The organism is Flavobacterium sp. N502536, from assembly GCF_025947345.1.
In the GTDB taxonomy this organism is placed as follows: domain Bacteria; phylum Bacteroidota; class Bacteroidia; order Flavobacteriales; family Flavobacteriaceae; genus Flavobacterium.
The window spans coordinates 1,207,689-1,220,049 of record NZ_CP110011.1 but is presented as its reverse complement, the minus strand read 5'-3'; the positions used below and the strand labels follow the sequence as shown (position 1 = coordinate 1,220,049).

Sequence of the window (12,361 nt, the reverse complement as noted above, 5' to 3'; positions counted from 1 at the left end):
TTGATATTGCCATTGATAATTGTTACTTCTTAAAGATTTTGGACAGAACTCCAAATACACCTCTAATAAAAGTAGCACTAGTAACCACTTTTAAAACCGATTTTCCAACAACGCTTGCGGTGCTTGGCTCGGACTTAGATGATCTTGCTGGTGTTTCTTCTTCTTGCTGTGCCGCAGCCTGCGTGGCTTCTTCAATTTTTTTGTTTAGAATTTCGTAGGCACTTTCGCGATCTATTTCCTCAACATACTTTTTCACCAGTTTTGATTTGCTGTTGATGGTTTCAATTTCGTCCGGAGTTAAAACATCCATTCGGCTCATTGGAGCACGCATCATCGTGGCAACAAGAGGAGTAGGGATACCTTTTTCATTCAGGGCTGTTACCAAAGCTTCTCCAATTCCTAAACTCGTTAGCAGCTCATCGGTTTTATAATAAGGTGAAGTAGGATAATTGTCTGCTGTTTTTTTAATCGCCTGACGGTCATTGGCCGTAAAAGCTCTTAACGCATGTTGGATTTTTAAACCCAATTGTGCCAATACACCACTCGGGACATCCATCGGATTTTGGGTTACAAAATAAATTCCGACACCTTTAGAACGAATTAGTTTTACAATCGTTTCAATTTGTTCCAGTAATGCCTTGCTAGCTTCGTTAAAGATCAAATGCGCTTCATCAATAAAAATCACGAGTTCCGGTTGTACAACGTCTCCCTTCTCTGGCATTTGCTGGTAAATTTCAGCCAGTAAGCTCAACATAAAAGTCGAGAACAATTTAGGTTTGTCCTGAATATCTGTCAATCGGATAATGTTTACATATCCTTTTCCATTTTCGTCAATTCGCATCAGATCATCAATTTCAAACGAAAGCTCTCCAAAAAACAAATCACCGCCTTGTTGTTCCAGTTCGATTATTTTTCTTAAAATCGTGCCGGTAGTTGCGGTAGAGATTTTGCCATAATTGGAGGCTATTTCATCTTTGCCTTCTTCGGTAATATAATTGAGAACCTTTTTGATGTCTTTTAAATCCAACAGTGGCATTTTATTGTCGTCGCAATATTTAAAAATAACAGCCACCACACCCGCCTGTGTGTCATTCAGATCTAAAATCCTGGAGAAAAGAACCGGACCAAACTCCGAAACTGTTGCTCTTAAACGAACCCCGTTTTGTTTGGAAAGCGACATTAACTCAACAGGAAAAGAAGCTACATTATAAGGTATATTTATTTTGGCATGACGCTCGGTTATAAACCCCTCTTCTTTACCTTCTTCGGCAATTCCGCTAAAGTCACCTTTAATATCCATCATCAAAACAGGAATCCCCGCATTCGAAAGTTGTTCAGAGAAAACCTGAATGGTTTTGGTTTTTCCTGTTCCGGTCGCGCCGGCTATTAATCCGTGGCGGTTTAATGTTTTCAGGGGAATCTTCACATGAGCCTCCCCAAGAGGTTCTCCGTCCAGAATGGCACTGCCAAGAATGATGCTGTCGCCCTTAGAAACATAGCCATTATTTATATCCTGAATGAAATTATCTTTTTTATTCATGTTTTTATTTGTAATTTAGATGATTATAAGAGTATTGCTCGATTTTTTAACATTTTTGGTTCTTTATTTTTAGTAAGAAAAAGCCTTTTTTGGTTGAAAATTATATAAAAAATAATTTCGCAACTTTTTAAGAAGATATCAAAGGATTGTTTGAATATTTACTAAAACGTTGTAATTTTCCCATTATTAGTCCTTTTTTTTGTTTTATCTAGAAAACACAGTCAGCAATTTAATGAGATATTTTTTAAATTGACGTTAAATTTCCTTCAATTAAATTAAAAAAAGTTTTTTTATTTAAACTAAACGTATAAATTTGCTCCTCTACAAGTTAAATATAACTAAAAAATAAAATTATTTAAAACTATTAAAATTAAAAAAAATGGCAAACGTTAAAGTTAAAAAAGAAAGCACTTCAAACGGAGGAGGAATGATTACTGGAATCATTATTGTAGCGTGTATTTTAGTTGGGGTGTTTATTTGGAAAGTAATCATGGGAGATGCAGCTAACTTCGAAGGTGGTAACCCAGAAACTGGTCACCCTATAAATACATTAGGACAGGTTTATAAAGGAGGTTTTATCGTACCAGTATTATTAGGTATGTTTTTAATGGTTGTTGTTTTTTCTATTGAAAGATTCATTGTTATCGGTAAAGCTGCTGGTAAAGCTAACTTAGATACATTTATGAAAAATGTACAAGGAAGTATTAAAGAAGGAAACATCGAGGCTGCTATCGCTTCATGTGACAAACAACAAGGTTCAGTTGCAAACGCAATTAAATCTGCTTTGATTAAATATCAAGATGTTAAAAAAGAAGGTTTCAACAGTGAAGAAGCTTCAGAAGTAATCCACAAAGAAATTGAAGAGGCTACTTCATTAGAAATGCCAATGTTAGAAAAAAATATGACTATTATCTCTACTTTAGTATCATTAGGAACTTTAGGAGGATTATTAGGAACTGTATCTGGTATGATTAAAGCGTTTGGTGCGTTAGCTTCTGCTGGAACTCCAGACCAAGCTGCTCTTGCAACAGGTATTTCTGAGGCACTTATCAACACTGCAACAGGTATCTCTACTTCAATCTTAGCGATCGTTTCTTACAACTTCTTTACTGCTAAAATTGATGATTTAACTTACTCTATCGATGAGGCTGGTACTACAATCGTGAATACTTACAGAAGATTCAGAGGAAGTTTGAAACAATAATTAATTTTTGATACTATATAATTAATTATTATCAAAATAAAATAAAAGAGAATGGCTAAAATAAAAATGAAAAAAAAGTCAACATCGACAGATATGACTGCCATGTGTGATGTTGCGTTCCTTTTGCTTACGTTCTTTATTTTGACCGCTACTGCTAAGGTGCCAGAAGCACTTCCTGTAGATATGCCTTCTTCTACTGTTCAAAGTAAATTACCAGATTCTGATTTGGCAATTATTACGATCGGTAAAGGAGCAGACGGAAAAAGCAAAGTGTTTTTTGATATCAAAGGAAGAGAGATTCGTAAAAGAACTCTTGAAGGAATGGGAGCTAAATTCGGTGTTACTTTCTCAGAAGATGATAAAACAAAATTTGCCTTAATGGATGACTTCGGTGTACCAGTAGCAAATTTGAAGCAAATCATCGCTATGAAAGCGGCGGATAGAGTAAAAGCTGATCAACCTGGAATTCCAATTGATTCTTTAGACAATCAATTAAAAGAATGGCTTTTAGTTTCAAGAAGAGCCGCAATTGACCTTGATGATAAAGAATTGCAGATTGCGATCAAAGGTGACGCTAAAGAGCAGTATCCACAAATCAAAAAGATTATGGATATTTTACAAGATCAAAAAATCAATTCCTTTAACTTAGTTACGGGTATGAGAGGAAAAGACTTTTAATTAAAAAAGATACACTAAAATGGCTGAATTAAATACCGGCGACGGTGGTGGCGGAAAAGGTGGTAAAGTAAGAAGTAAAAAGCAAAACTCGAAAGTCGATTTAACGGCGATGGTAGATTTGGCATTCTTATTGATCACATTCTTTATGTTAACCACATCGTTGTCAAAACCTCAATCGATGGATCTGTCGTTGCCAAATAAGGAGGATGATGAGAAACTAGAGAAACCGACTAAAGTAGATGAGAATCGTACTATGACTGTAATGTTAGGTGCAGATAATAAAATAGTTTATTATATGGGGTTGTTAGCGACTCCTATTGCCGGACCTAAAGACATTGCATATGGTAAAGACGGAATTCGTAGAGAAGTTCTAAAAAGAAAGAAATCGGTTTTAGAATATTCTACAGCTTTAGGGAAACCTAAGAATGGAATTATTGTCATTATTAAACCAACAAAAAAATCTACTTACAGAAATTTAGTAGATATTTTGGATGAAATGGCTATTTCGGGAGTTGAGACTTATGCTATCGTTCCTGAGTTTAGTCCAGAGGAAACAAAATTGATAGATAAGCCTGAGCAAAAGTAATTTTGTTTTAATACACTAAAATCTAAAAAAATGAAATTAGATATAATCAAAAATCAATGGCTTGATATCGTATTCGAAGGGCGTAATAAGATATATGGTGCATATGAGTTAAGAAAATCGAACGGTAAGACGACTGTAAAGTCGCTTATTATTGGATCGGTTATTTTTAGCTTTGCTGTTGCAGCTCCTCTTATTGCAAGCTTTTTACCAGATTCTAGTGAAGAAGATGTGAATAATGATATCAAAATTGCTACAGTAAAATTACCTCCTAAAAAAGAGGAAGTAAAGCCAAATCAACCACCACCACCACCGCCACCACCAAAAGTGGATCAGGTGAAGTTTGTGAAGCCGGTTGTTGCTAAGGCAAATGAAGTTACTGAAGATCCTCCGAAAATTGAGGAACTTAAAGATAAAAAAGTAGGTAACGAAACCATCAAAGGAGATCCGGACGCAGTTTTAACTGTTGATGAGCCAGTTGGTAAAGGACCAGTTACAGAGATCATTCAGGAAGATAACAATGTTTATAATACTGCAGGTATCGAAGTAAAACCAGATTTCCCTGGAGGAATTGAGAAATTCTACAAATTCGTAGGAAACAATTACAAGACTCCGGAAGAAGAAGGTTTAAAAGGTAAAGTTTATGTTACTTTTGTAGTTGAAAAAGACGGTTCATTAACCGACATTAAAGTTTTAAGGGATATCGGTTACGGTACAGGAGCAGAAGCAATTCGTGTTCTTAAAAAATGTCCAAAATGGACTCCTGGCGAGCAAAATGGTAAAAAAGTTAGGGTACTTTACTCTCTGCCTATTACTATTCAATCTGCAGAATAATGTTAAAAGATATGCTTAATAATATTCAGAAGAAATCGCTCAAAGAGCGATTTCTTCTTGTTTTAGGAATACTGTTTTTTTTAATATATCTTGTACTCGGTTTAATGATTATGTTTTGGGAGAAACTTCCGCTGGATATGGAACCAAAATACAGATATGCTTTTGGTGGATTACTGATCGTATATTCGGCAATTCGTTTTTTGAGATTAATTAATTCAAATGCAGAGTAATTATGTTAAAGTATAGTAAAATTGCAGGCTTAGTTGTTTTTGTTTTTTTGTTTGCCATGTGTAACCAAAAAAGCAAAAATGAAAGCGATAAAGAAACAATTTTAAAAGGATCGATGGATATTACTGTCGATGAAACTATAAAGCCTATCGTTGATGATCAGGTAGCTGTTTTTGAAGGAACCTATTACGGTGCTAAAATAGCGGTTAAGCCTAAATCGGAAGCTGAGCTTATAAATGATTTATTGAATCAGAAAGCAAAGGTGGTTGTTACAACGAGAGATTTGACTAAGGAAGAATTGGCTAAATTTGAAAAAAGTAAAATAAACCCTCGAGTTACGCCTTTTGCAAGTGATGCAATTGCTTTTATTTCAAACAAAGGCAATAATGATACATTAATTGCGTTGAAAACGGTAATCGATTTTATGCAGGGTAAGCCTGATCCAAGAATTAAAGGACTGGTGTTTGATAATCCAAATTCAAGTACCGTGCGTTATATGAAGGAACTGGCCAAAGTTAAAGACATTCCGGCAAAAGGAGTGTTTTCCTTTAAAACAAACGACGAGGTTATCAAGTTTGTATCTGAAAACGACGGCATGATTGGGGTTGTAGGGGTGAATTGGCTTTCTCAGCCTTCAGCAAACATGGCAGATGTAGTGAAGAAAATCAATGTGTTGAGCGTAAAAGGATTAAATAGTAATCAATATTACAGCCCAACTCAAAATGACCTTGCTGAAGTAAAATACCCTTTGGCACGTGATTTGTTTATCATTAATTGCCAGGGTTATTCTGGTTTGGGAATGGGGTTTGCATCCTTTATTGCCGGTGATATTGGACAAAGGATTGTTCTGAAATCGGGTTTGTTACCGATTAGAACACCTGGAAGAAAACTTAAAATAAGGAATCAAATATTAAAAGATAAAGAATAAATTAATTACAAATAAAGATGAATAAATTTAAAATTTTTAGTCTTGCCTTAGTTGCTTCAGCTACTGTAGTAAAAGCGCAAGATATCAAAGAAGCTAAAAAGGCAATCGACGCTGAGCAATTTCAAAAAGCAAAATCATTGCTAAAATCAATCATCAAAGCAAAACCATCTGATGGAGAAGCTAATTTTGTTTTAGGTAATGTATATTTAAATCAGGCAATTATTGATTCTGCTAAAATTTATTTTGCAAATGGTTTACAGGCATCAGATAAGAAAAACTTAAGTTATATTGGATTAGGTCAATTGGATCTTGATGCTAAAAATGCTACTGCTGCTCAGGCAAATTTTGGTTTGGCGATAAAAGATATGAAACGTAAAGATGTAGAGGAGTTTATCTACATCGGTAGAGCCTATATGAATTCTACTTCACCAGACTATGTTAATGCAGTTGCAAATTTAAAACGTGCTTTGGCAATTGATCCTCAAAATGCAACAGCACTTTTGGCTATTGGTGATGCATACTATGGAGCAAACAATCAAAACGATGCTTACAAAGCATACCGTGATGCGTTTGCTGCAGATCCAACACTTTTAAGAGCTAAAATGCAATTAGGAGTTTTGTTAAAAGGAGCTAAATCTTACGATGAGGCTATCAAATCTTTTAACGAAGTAATTGCTTTAAATGCTAATTATGGTCCTGTTTACAGAGAATTGGCGGAGACTTATTACAAATGGGGAAGAAATAAACCATCTACTTCTAAAGTAAACATGCAAAATGCAATTACGAACTACGAGAAATACTTAAGTCTAACTGATTACTCTTTAGATTCTAAAATGCGTCACGCTGATTTCTTAATCCTGGTTAAAGATTATAAGAGCTTAGAGACTGTTGCAAACAAAATGATTGCAGAAGATAAAGTAAATCCAAGAATTTTCAGATACTTAGGTTATGCTGCTTACGAAAATGGAAATGTAGATGTTGCGATCAAATCGATTGAAGATTACATCAAAGTACCTTCAAACAAAGTAATTGGTAGAGATTATTTGTATTTAGGTTTGTCTAAAATTAAAAAAGGAACTACTGCAGAGGGAGCTGTAGATCAGTCTTCTTTTGATGCTGGTGTTGCAGATATCAAAAAAGCAATCGAATTAGAGCCTTTAGTAGTTGAAGAACTTGGTGATTTAGGAAAAGCTTTGTTTGGAAAAAAACAATTTGCTCAGGCAGCTGCTATTTTAGAGTTTGGAACAACAAACAAAGAGTCTAAAAACTACTTAGATGATAATATTTATTACGGTATTGCCCTTTATTATGCTAACGCAAATAAAACGAATGGTGCTGCAGATGCTGTTGCTTTAGGAAAAGCTGAAGCTGCTTTTGACAGAATCTTAGAAGCTTCTCCATCTTACAGTGAAGCTTACTTGTACAAAGGAAGAATCAACAACTTGTTGGAGAAAGATGATTTGATCATTAAAAACTACGAAGAATACATTGCAAGTATCACTGCTAAAGGTGCTGAAGAATTAGCTAAGCCTGCTACAGTGAAAAAATTAGTGGAAGCTTACAATAGTATTGGTGCTAGTTATGCGAATACTGATAAAGTAAAAGCAGTTGAATATTTCAATAAAACTTTAGCTTTAGATCCTGCTAATGCTTATGCATCACAATCTGTAAAAGCTTTAAAATAATATAAGTTTTTAAATTAAATAGAAAACCGATAGTTTCTTTGAACTATCGGTTTTTTTTGTTCCGTATTTAATTGACTATCTTTGCACTTTAAAATAAAATAATGTTATCAAAAGAAATACAATTAGAAGTTAATAAAGGAGCCATGTTGCCTTTGATGGAAGAATTTTATACCATTCAGGGAGAAGGTTTTCATACCGGAACAGCAGCTTACTTTATACGAATTGGAGGCTGTGATGTTGGTTGTCACTGGTGTGATGTGAAGGAAAGTTGGAATGCTGAGTTACATCCGCCAACAAGTATTGATTTAATTGTAAATAATGCATCAAGTCAGGCCGACACTGTTGTGATTACTGGTGGTGAGCCGTTAACGTGGGATATGAGTTTGTTGACTCAGAAGTTGAAGGATAAAAATATGAAAGTTCATATCGAGACTTCAGGAGCTTATCCGTTATCGGGTACTTGGGATTGGATTTGTCTTTCGCCTAAAAAGAATAAACTGCCTACTCAAACCGTATATGATAATGCACATGAGTTAAAAGTGATTATTTACAACAAACACGATTTTATTTTTGCAGAAGAGCAGGCCGAGTTGGTAAATGATAATGCCATATTGTTTCTTCAGCCGGAATGGAGTAAAAAAGAAGAAATGACGCCTCTGATTGTTGATTATGTAATGAACAATCCAAAATGGAGAGTTTCGCTTCAAACGCATAAATATTTAAATATTCCTTAAATAGGTATAAAAAAAATCTCTTCAATTGAAGAGATTTTTTCTTTTATAGAGCAGTGCGATGTAAAAACAAATAAACATTCTGTTCTAATCCCAGTTTCTGCTCTTTTTTAAAGAGGTGATATGGGCCAGATGGTGGTTGCTGTGCCAGGCATACATTCCAATAATTTGTTTTAATAAATATTCGGAATTATTTTCAGGATGAATAAACGATCTGTCCAAATCTGCCTCGCTTAGATTTTTTAGGATATAGGCTATTCTGAAGTGTAATCCTTCCAATAACTGTAAGGTTGGTTCGATCGGCATGGTCAGATTATCCGGAAGCTCCGACCATAATTTTTCATCATAAGCCTTTATTACCGGATTGTTTTCTGTTAAAGCCCATTTTAATCGGATAAAACAGTTCATATGACTTTCGGCACAATGATGAATTACCTGTCGAATGGTCCATCCGTCAGGACGATAGGGAGTGTCGAGCTGTTCTTCGGTCAAATCAATAGTTTCTTTTTTTAATTTATGTGGAAACGATTCGATGATGGCGATATTAGTGGAAATATATTCAGCATTGTAATCTTTTGGAGCTTGAAATTTTCCAATGGGATATTTTAGTTTTTCTAAATCTGTTTCGTTCATAATTCACACATTTTATAAAGAAAGTTTAGCCAGATAATCATAATGATCGCCTTCAAGGATCAATTCGCATTTTAATCCGTTGGCATTAGCAGCATTTTGAAGGGTGTTGTAGTCCAGGTACAACCAGTCGAAAGGTTCTTCTTTGTCTCCTTTGTATGAAATGTTGAAAACAAGCTCCCCATAATAATCATTACTTGATGGAATCCATTTTCCTCCATCTTCATCTTCGTCAAACATGTAAATAATGTCTGAGCTGTCAAGTAATATTTGTCCTCCGGGGTTCAATAATGACTTAAGTTTGGATAAATATTGGTTGCAGTTGTTTAATTTGCCAAAAATTCCAACGCCATTCATTAATAAAATGATAGTATCGAACTTTCCTTCGTCAAAATCTAGAATATTTTGAACCTTGGCGTTTTGTACCCCGCGCAGCTTGCAGGTTTCAATTGCTTTTGGTGAAATGTCAATTGCTGTAACGTCCAGATTGCGATCCTTTTGTAAAGACAAACTGTGACTTCCCGCTCCGCAGCCTACATCTAAAGTTTTTCCGAATGCCAATTGTAATGCTTTTTGTTCGAGTTTAGGCATTTCGTTATACGAACGAAATAAATAATCCACACTCATCTCATCTTCTTCAGAAATTGAAGTTTCAGTAATAATATCCTCTGGTGAATTATTGGTTTGGAAATCATACATAGCTTTCCCGAAAAGATCTTTCATCGTATTTTAGTTCAAAGTTTAAGGTTTCAAGTTTAAAGTTGTTTAATTTTGCACATCAACTTTAAATTTTAAACTTGAAGCAAATTTTAAATAACTTAAATAAGTTAGCCAAAGATAAGCATATCGAAAACAAAAAGTATTTTGATAAGCTTAAAAAGAAACAACCAAAGAATTTGGATTACGTGATGCAGGATTTGCATGATGCTGAATTTAGGAAAACAGATTGTTTGCAATGTGCCAATTGCTGTAAAACAACCGGGCCTTTATTTACTTTGGCTGATATCGAAAGAATTTCAAAATCATTCAGGCAAAAACCACAGCAATTCATTGAGCAGTATCTCCGAATTGATGAGGATAAGGATTATGTGTTAAAAAGTGTTCCCTGTACTTTTTTGGACAGTGAAAATTATTGTATGATTTACGATGTTCGTCCAAAAGCATGCAGAGAGTTTCCGCATACCGATCGCAAAAAGTTTCATCAGATCGCCGACTTAACCTTAAAAAATGTCGCGATTTGCCCTGCTGCATATAATATAGTAGAAGAAATGAAAAAGAAACTTCCTTTGTAAGACCTTAAATAATTGGTAATTGTTTTTAGAAGCAATTCTTTTTTACTTTTTAAAATGTATTTTTGGTTTGAATCAATCAGGGATAGATAATAATTAATAATTTCAAGACAACTTAAAATTTGAATTTAGAATATTTCATAGCGAAAAGGCTTATTACGGCCAGGGACTTTAAAAGCAGTATCTCGGCTCCTATCATTAAAATTGCCATTTCGGCTATTGCTATTGGTATGATAATGATGATCGTTTCTGTTGCGACCGGGATAGGTTTGCAGAAAAAAATACGGGATAAAGTTTCTGCTTTTAATGGGCAGATTGTAATCTCAAATTTCGATAATAACAATTCAGAGGTTACACTGGTTCCAATTTCGAAAAAACAAGAGTTTTATCCCAATTTCAAATCGGTTCCTGAAGTCAGTCATATTCAGGCAATCGCCACGAAAGCCGGGATTATCAGAACAGAAAATTCTTTTGAAGGTATCGTTTTTAAAGGGGTTGGGGCAGATTACGACTGGAAGAACATAGAAGAGTATCTTGTGGAAGGGAAATTGCCGGACTATACTAAAGCTTTAAACGAGGATGTTTTGATTTCCAGATTTCTTGCAAACCGGCTTCATCTTAAAGTTGGTGATAGTTTTAATACCTTTTTTATAAAAGAGGAGAAGGGTAAAATGCCTAATAGTCGTAGATTTAAAATCGCTGGAATTTTTAGTTCAGGATTTCAGGATTTTGACGCAACCTATATATTTGGCGATATCAGGCATATTCAGAGGATAAATAAATGGAGTGCTGATCAGATTGGTGCCTTTGAAGTATTTATTAATGACTTTGATGCTATTAAAACAACGGGAGAGAAAATTTACTATCAAACGTTGTCTAATTTAGATACCAAAACAATAATCGAAAAGTACAGTTATATATTCGATTGGTTGCAGCTTTTTGATTTTAATATTATTGTCATATTAGGGGTAATGATATTGGTTGCTACTATTAATATGGTTGTGGCCCTATTGGTCTTGATTCTTGAGCGGACACAAATGATTGGAATTCTAAAAGCATTGGGGGCAAATAACTGGACGGTGCGAAAAGTGTTTTTGTATAATGCGTTCTATCTGATTGTTCGGGGTTTGTTTTGGGGTAATCTAATTGGTATTGCTTTGTTGTTGATTCAGCAGCAGTTTGGAGTAGTTAGTTTGAATCCGGAAAACTACTATGTAAATCAGGCGCCGGTCTATTTTAATTGGGGGTACATTGTTTTGTTGAATTTGCTTACTGTTGGAGTATGTTTTATAGTATTGTTGATTCCTTCCTATATAATCACAAAGATCTCTCCTGTTAAAGCCATCCGTTTCGACTAATTTTATTGTTCTATTATATCTACAACCCGACAGGTTTCCAAAACCTGTCGGGTTTGTTTTTGCTTACCTGTATATAAGAGTGCTTTTTGTCCGGCTGAGCAAAAATATAATAAGAGTGCTTTTGTCTGGCTGAGCGAAGTCGAAGCCATCAAGTTTGGAATTTGGAATTTGGAATTTGGAATTTAGAATTTGAAATTTGAAGTTAATTAGAAGCCATCTCCCGCTATCCGCTACAATCTTTTGCTTTTTAAAGAAAAAAGCAAAAGGATTTCCACTTCTATCGGGGCTAGGGAGGAGGTTTTCAAAAGAAAACAACCCAAAAAACAAAAACGCAGCGTTCTTTTAAACCCGACAGGTTTTCAAAACCTGTCGGGTTTGTTGTCTAAACTACATAAAACCGCAACAGAACTAAAAAACTTATCCCTGTAAAAGTGCTTATATCAGCCACTTGAAAAAAACATCAAAAATACTTCCCTAAAAAGCTTGTAGAAGTGAATAAAGTGACTACTTTTGCACCCGCAACAGCGACAGACGTTCACCGAAATACTGGCAAGAAAAGGAATCAAAACGAAAATAAAATTTCAAATAAAAATTCAAAAAAGCTTGCGAGAATGGAAAACGGATATTACATTTGCACCCCGCAAAATATGCGAAGCTCATTGAAAGATTGGAA

General features: G+C 34.8%; 13 protein-coding genes. 10 read left to right on the top strand and 3 right to left on the bottom strand.

The window, feature by feature from the left end; all coding sequences use genetic code 11:
- Nucleotides 1–22: 22 nt before the first annotated feature.
- The gene (locus tag OLM61_RS05525; protein ID WP_264525426.1) at nt 23–1,540 is read right to left on the bottom strand and encodes a DUF853 domain-containing protein; all 1,518 of its coding nucleotides are present in this window, start codon (nt 1,538–1,540) and stop codon (nt 23–25) included.
- A 379-nt stretch (nt 1,541–1,919) separates the two neighbouring features.
- Here OLM61_RS05525 and OLM61_RS05520 point away from each other — a divergent pair, with 379 nt between their 5' ends.
- The 8 genes from OLM61_RS05520 (at nt 1,920) to OLM61_RS05485 (ending at nt 8,414) form a co-directional block, all read left to right on the top strand.
- Complete coding sequence (locus OLM61_RS05520) at nt 1,920–2,744, top strand: MotA/TolQ/ExbB proton channel family protein (RefSeq protein ID WP_017496148.1); 825 nt, start codon at nt 1,920–1,922, stop codon at nt 2,742–2,744.
- A 51-nt stretch (nt 2,745–2,795) separates the two neighbouring features.
- Nucleotides 2,796–3,422, top strand: a complete 627-nt coding sequence (locus OLM61_RS05515) for an ExbD/TolR family protein (protein ID WP_017496147.1) — start codon at nt 2,796–2,798, stop codon at nt 3,420–3,422.
- A gap of 19 nt (nt 3,423–3,441) precedes the next feature.
- The gene (locus tag OLM61_RS05510; protein WP_264525425.1) at nt 3,442–4,008 is read left to right on the top strand and encodes an ExbD/TolR family protein; all 567 of its coding nucleotides are present in this window, start codon (nt 3,442–3,444) and stop codon (nt 4,006–4,008) included.
- A gap of 30 nt (nt 4,009–4,038) precedes the next feature.
- A complete protein-coding gene (locus OLM61_RS05505) occupies nt 4,039–4,839 on the top strand; it encodes an energy transducer TonB (RefSeq protein ID WP_017496145.1) in 801 nt (266 codons plus the stop codon).
- Entirely contained in the window at nt 4,839–5,069 is a 231-nt protein-coding gene (locus OLM61_RS05500) for a hypothetical protein (protein WP_089054243.1), read from the top strand. Before OLM61_RS05505 ends, OLM61_RS05500 begins: the two co-directional genes overlap by 1 nt.
- Nucleotides 5,070–5,071: 2 nt before the next feature.
- Nucleotides 5,072–5,995 (top strand): PstS family phosphate ABC transporter substrate-binding protein, encoded by a 924-nt coding sequence (locus OLM61_RS05495; RefSeq protein WP_264525424.1) that lies wholly within the window; start codon nt 5,072–5,074, stop codon nt 5,993–5,995.
- A 17-nt stretch (nt 5,996–6,012) separates the two neighbouring features.
- A complete protein-coding gene (locus OLM61_RS05490; RefSeq protein WP_264525423.1) occupies nt 6,013–7,680 on the top strand; it encodes a tetratricopeptide repeat protein in 1,668 nt (555 codons plus the stop codon).
- Between the two features lie 101 nt (nt 7,681–7,781).
- Nucleotides 7,782–8,414 carry a 7-carboxy-7-deazaguanine synthase QueE gene (locus OLM61_RS05485; protein WP_264525422.1) on the top strand — a complete coding sequence of 211 codons (633 nt, stop codon included), beginning with the start codon at nt 7,782–7,784 and terminating at the stop codon, nt 8,412–8,414.
- Nucleotides 8,415–8,498: 84 nt separating this feature from the next.
- Here OLM61_RS05485 and OLM61_RS05480 read toward each other — a convergent pair whose 3' ends face one another.
- Both OLM61_RS05480 and OLM61_RS05475 read right to left on the bottom strand, forming a co-directional pair.
- Nucleotides 8,499–9,044, bottom strand: a complete 546-nt coding sequence (locus OLM61_RS05480; protein ID WP_264525421.1) for a YfiT family bacillithiol transferase — start codon at nt 9,042–9,044, stop codon at nt 8,499–8,501.
- 12 nt (nt 9,045–9,056) lie between these two features.
- The gene (locus tag OLM61_RS05475; protein ID WP_264525420.1) at nt 9,057–9,764 is read right to left on the bottom strand and encodes a class I SAM-dependent methyltransferase; all 708 of its coding nucleotides are present in this window, start codon (nt 9,762–9,764) and stop codon (nt 9,057–9,059) included.
- A 74-nt stretch (nt 9,765–9,838) separates the two neighbouring features.
- Between OLM61_RS05475 and OLM61_RS05470 the strand changes: the two genes are divergently transcribed.
- Both OLM61_RS05470 and OLM61_RS05465 read left to right on the top strand, forming a co-directional pair.
- Nucleotides 9,839–10,333, top strand: a complete 495-nt coding sequence (locus OLM61_RS05470) for a YkgJ family cysteine cluster protein (RefSeq protein WP_264525419.1) — start codon at nt 9,839–9,841, stop codon at nt 10,331–10,333.
- Nucleotides 10,334–10,452: 119 nt separating this feature from the next.
- Entirely contained in the window at nt 10,453–11,688 is a 1,236-nt protein-coding gene (locus tag OLM61_RS05465; RefSeq protein WP_264525418.1) for an ABC transporter permease, read from the top strand.
- Nucleotides 11,689–12,361: the final 673 nt, after the last annotated feature.

What these genes read in the sequence shown, in the direction of transcription:
- OLM61_RS05525 (WP_264525426.1), bottom strand. Translation starts at nt 1,540, where the DNA reads ATGAATAAAAAAGATAATTTCATTCAGGATATAAATAATGGCTATGTT.
- OLM61_RS05520 (WP_017496148.1), top strand. Translation starts at nt 1,920, where the DNA reads ATGGCAAACGTTAAAGTTAAAAAAGAAAGCACTTCAAACGGAGGAGGA.
- OLM61_RS05515 (WP_017496147.1), top strand. Translation starts at nt 2,796, where the DNA reads ATGGCTAAAATAAAAATGAAAAAAAAGTCAACATCGACAGATATGACT.
- OLM61_RS05510 (WP_264525425.1), top strand. Translation starts at nt 3,442, where the DNA reads ATGGCTGAATTAAATACCGGCGACGGTGGTGGCGGAAAAGGTGGTAAA.
- OLM61_RS05505 (WP_017496145.1), top strand. Translation starts at nt 4,039, where the DNA reads ATGAAATTAGATATAATCAAAAATCAATGGCTTGATATCGTATTCGAA.
- OLM61_RS05500 (WP_089054243.1), top strand. Translation starts at nt 4,839, where the DNA reads ATGTTAAAAGATATGCTTAATAATATTCAGAAGAAATCGCTCAAAGAG.
- OLM61_RS05495 (WP_264525424.1), top strand. Translation starts at nt 5,072, where the DNA reads ATGTTAAAGTATAGTAAAATTGCAGGCTTAGTTGTTTTTGTTTTTTTG.
- OLM61_RS05490 (WP_264525423.1), top strand. Translation starts at nt 6,013, where the DNA reads ATGAATAAATTTAAAATTTTTAGTCTTGCCTTAGTTGCTTCAGCTACT.
- OLM61_RS05485 (WP_264525422.1), top strand. Translation starts at nt 7,782, where the DNA reads ATGTTATCAAAAGAAATACAATTAGAAGTTAATAAAGGAGCCATGTTG.
- OLM61_RS05480 (WP_264525421.1), bottom strand. Translation starts at nt 9,044, where the DNA reads ATGAACGAAACAGATTTAGAAAAACTAAAATATCCCATTGGAAAATTT.
- OLM61_RS05475 (WP_264525420.1), bottom strand. Translation starts at nt 9,764, where the DNA reads ATGAAAGATCTTTTCGGGAAAGCTATGTATGATTTCCAAACCAATAAT.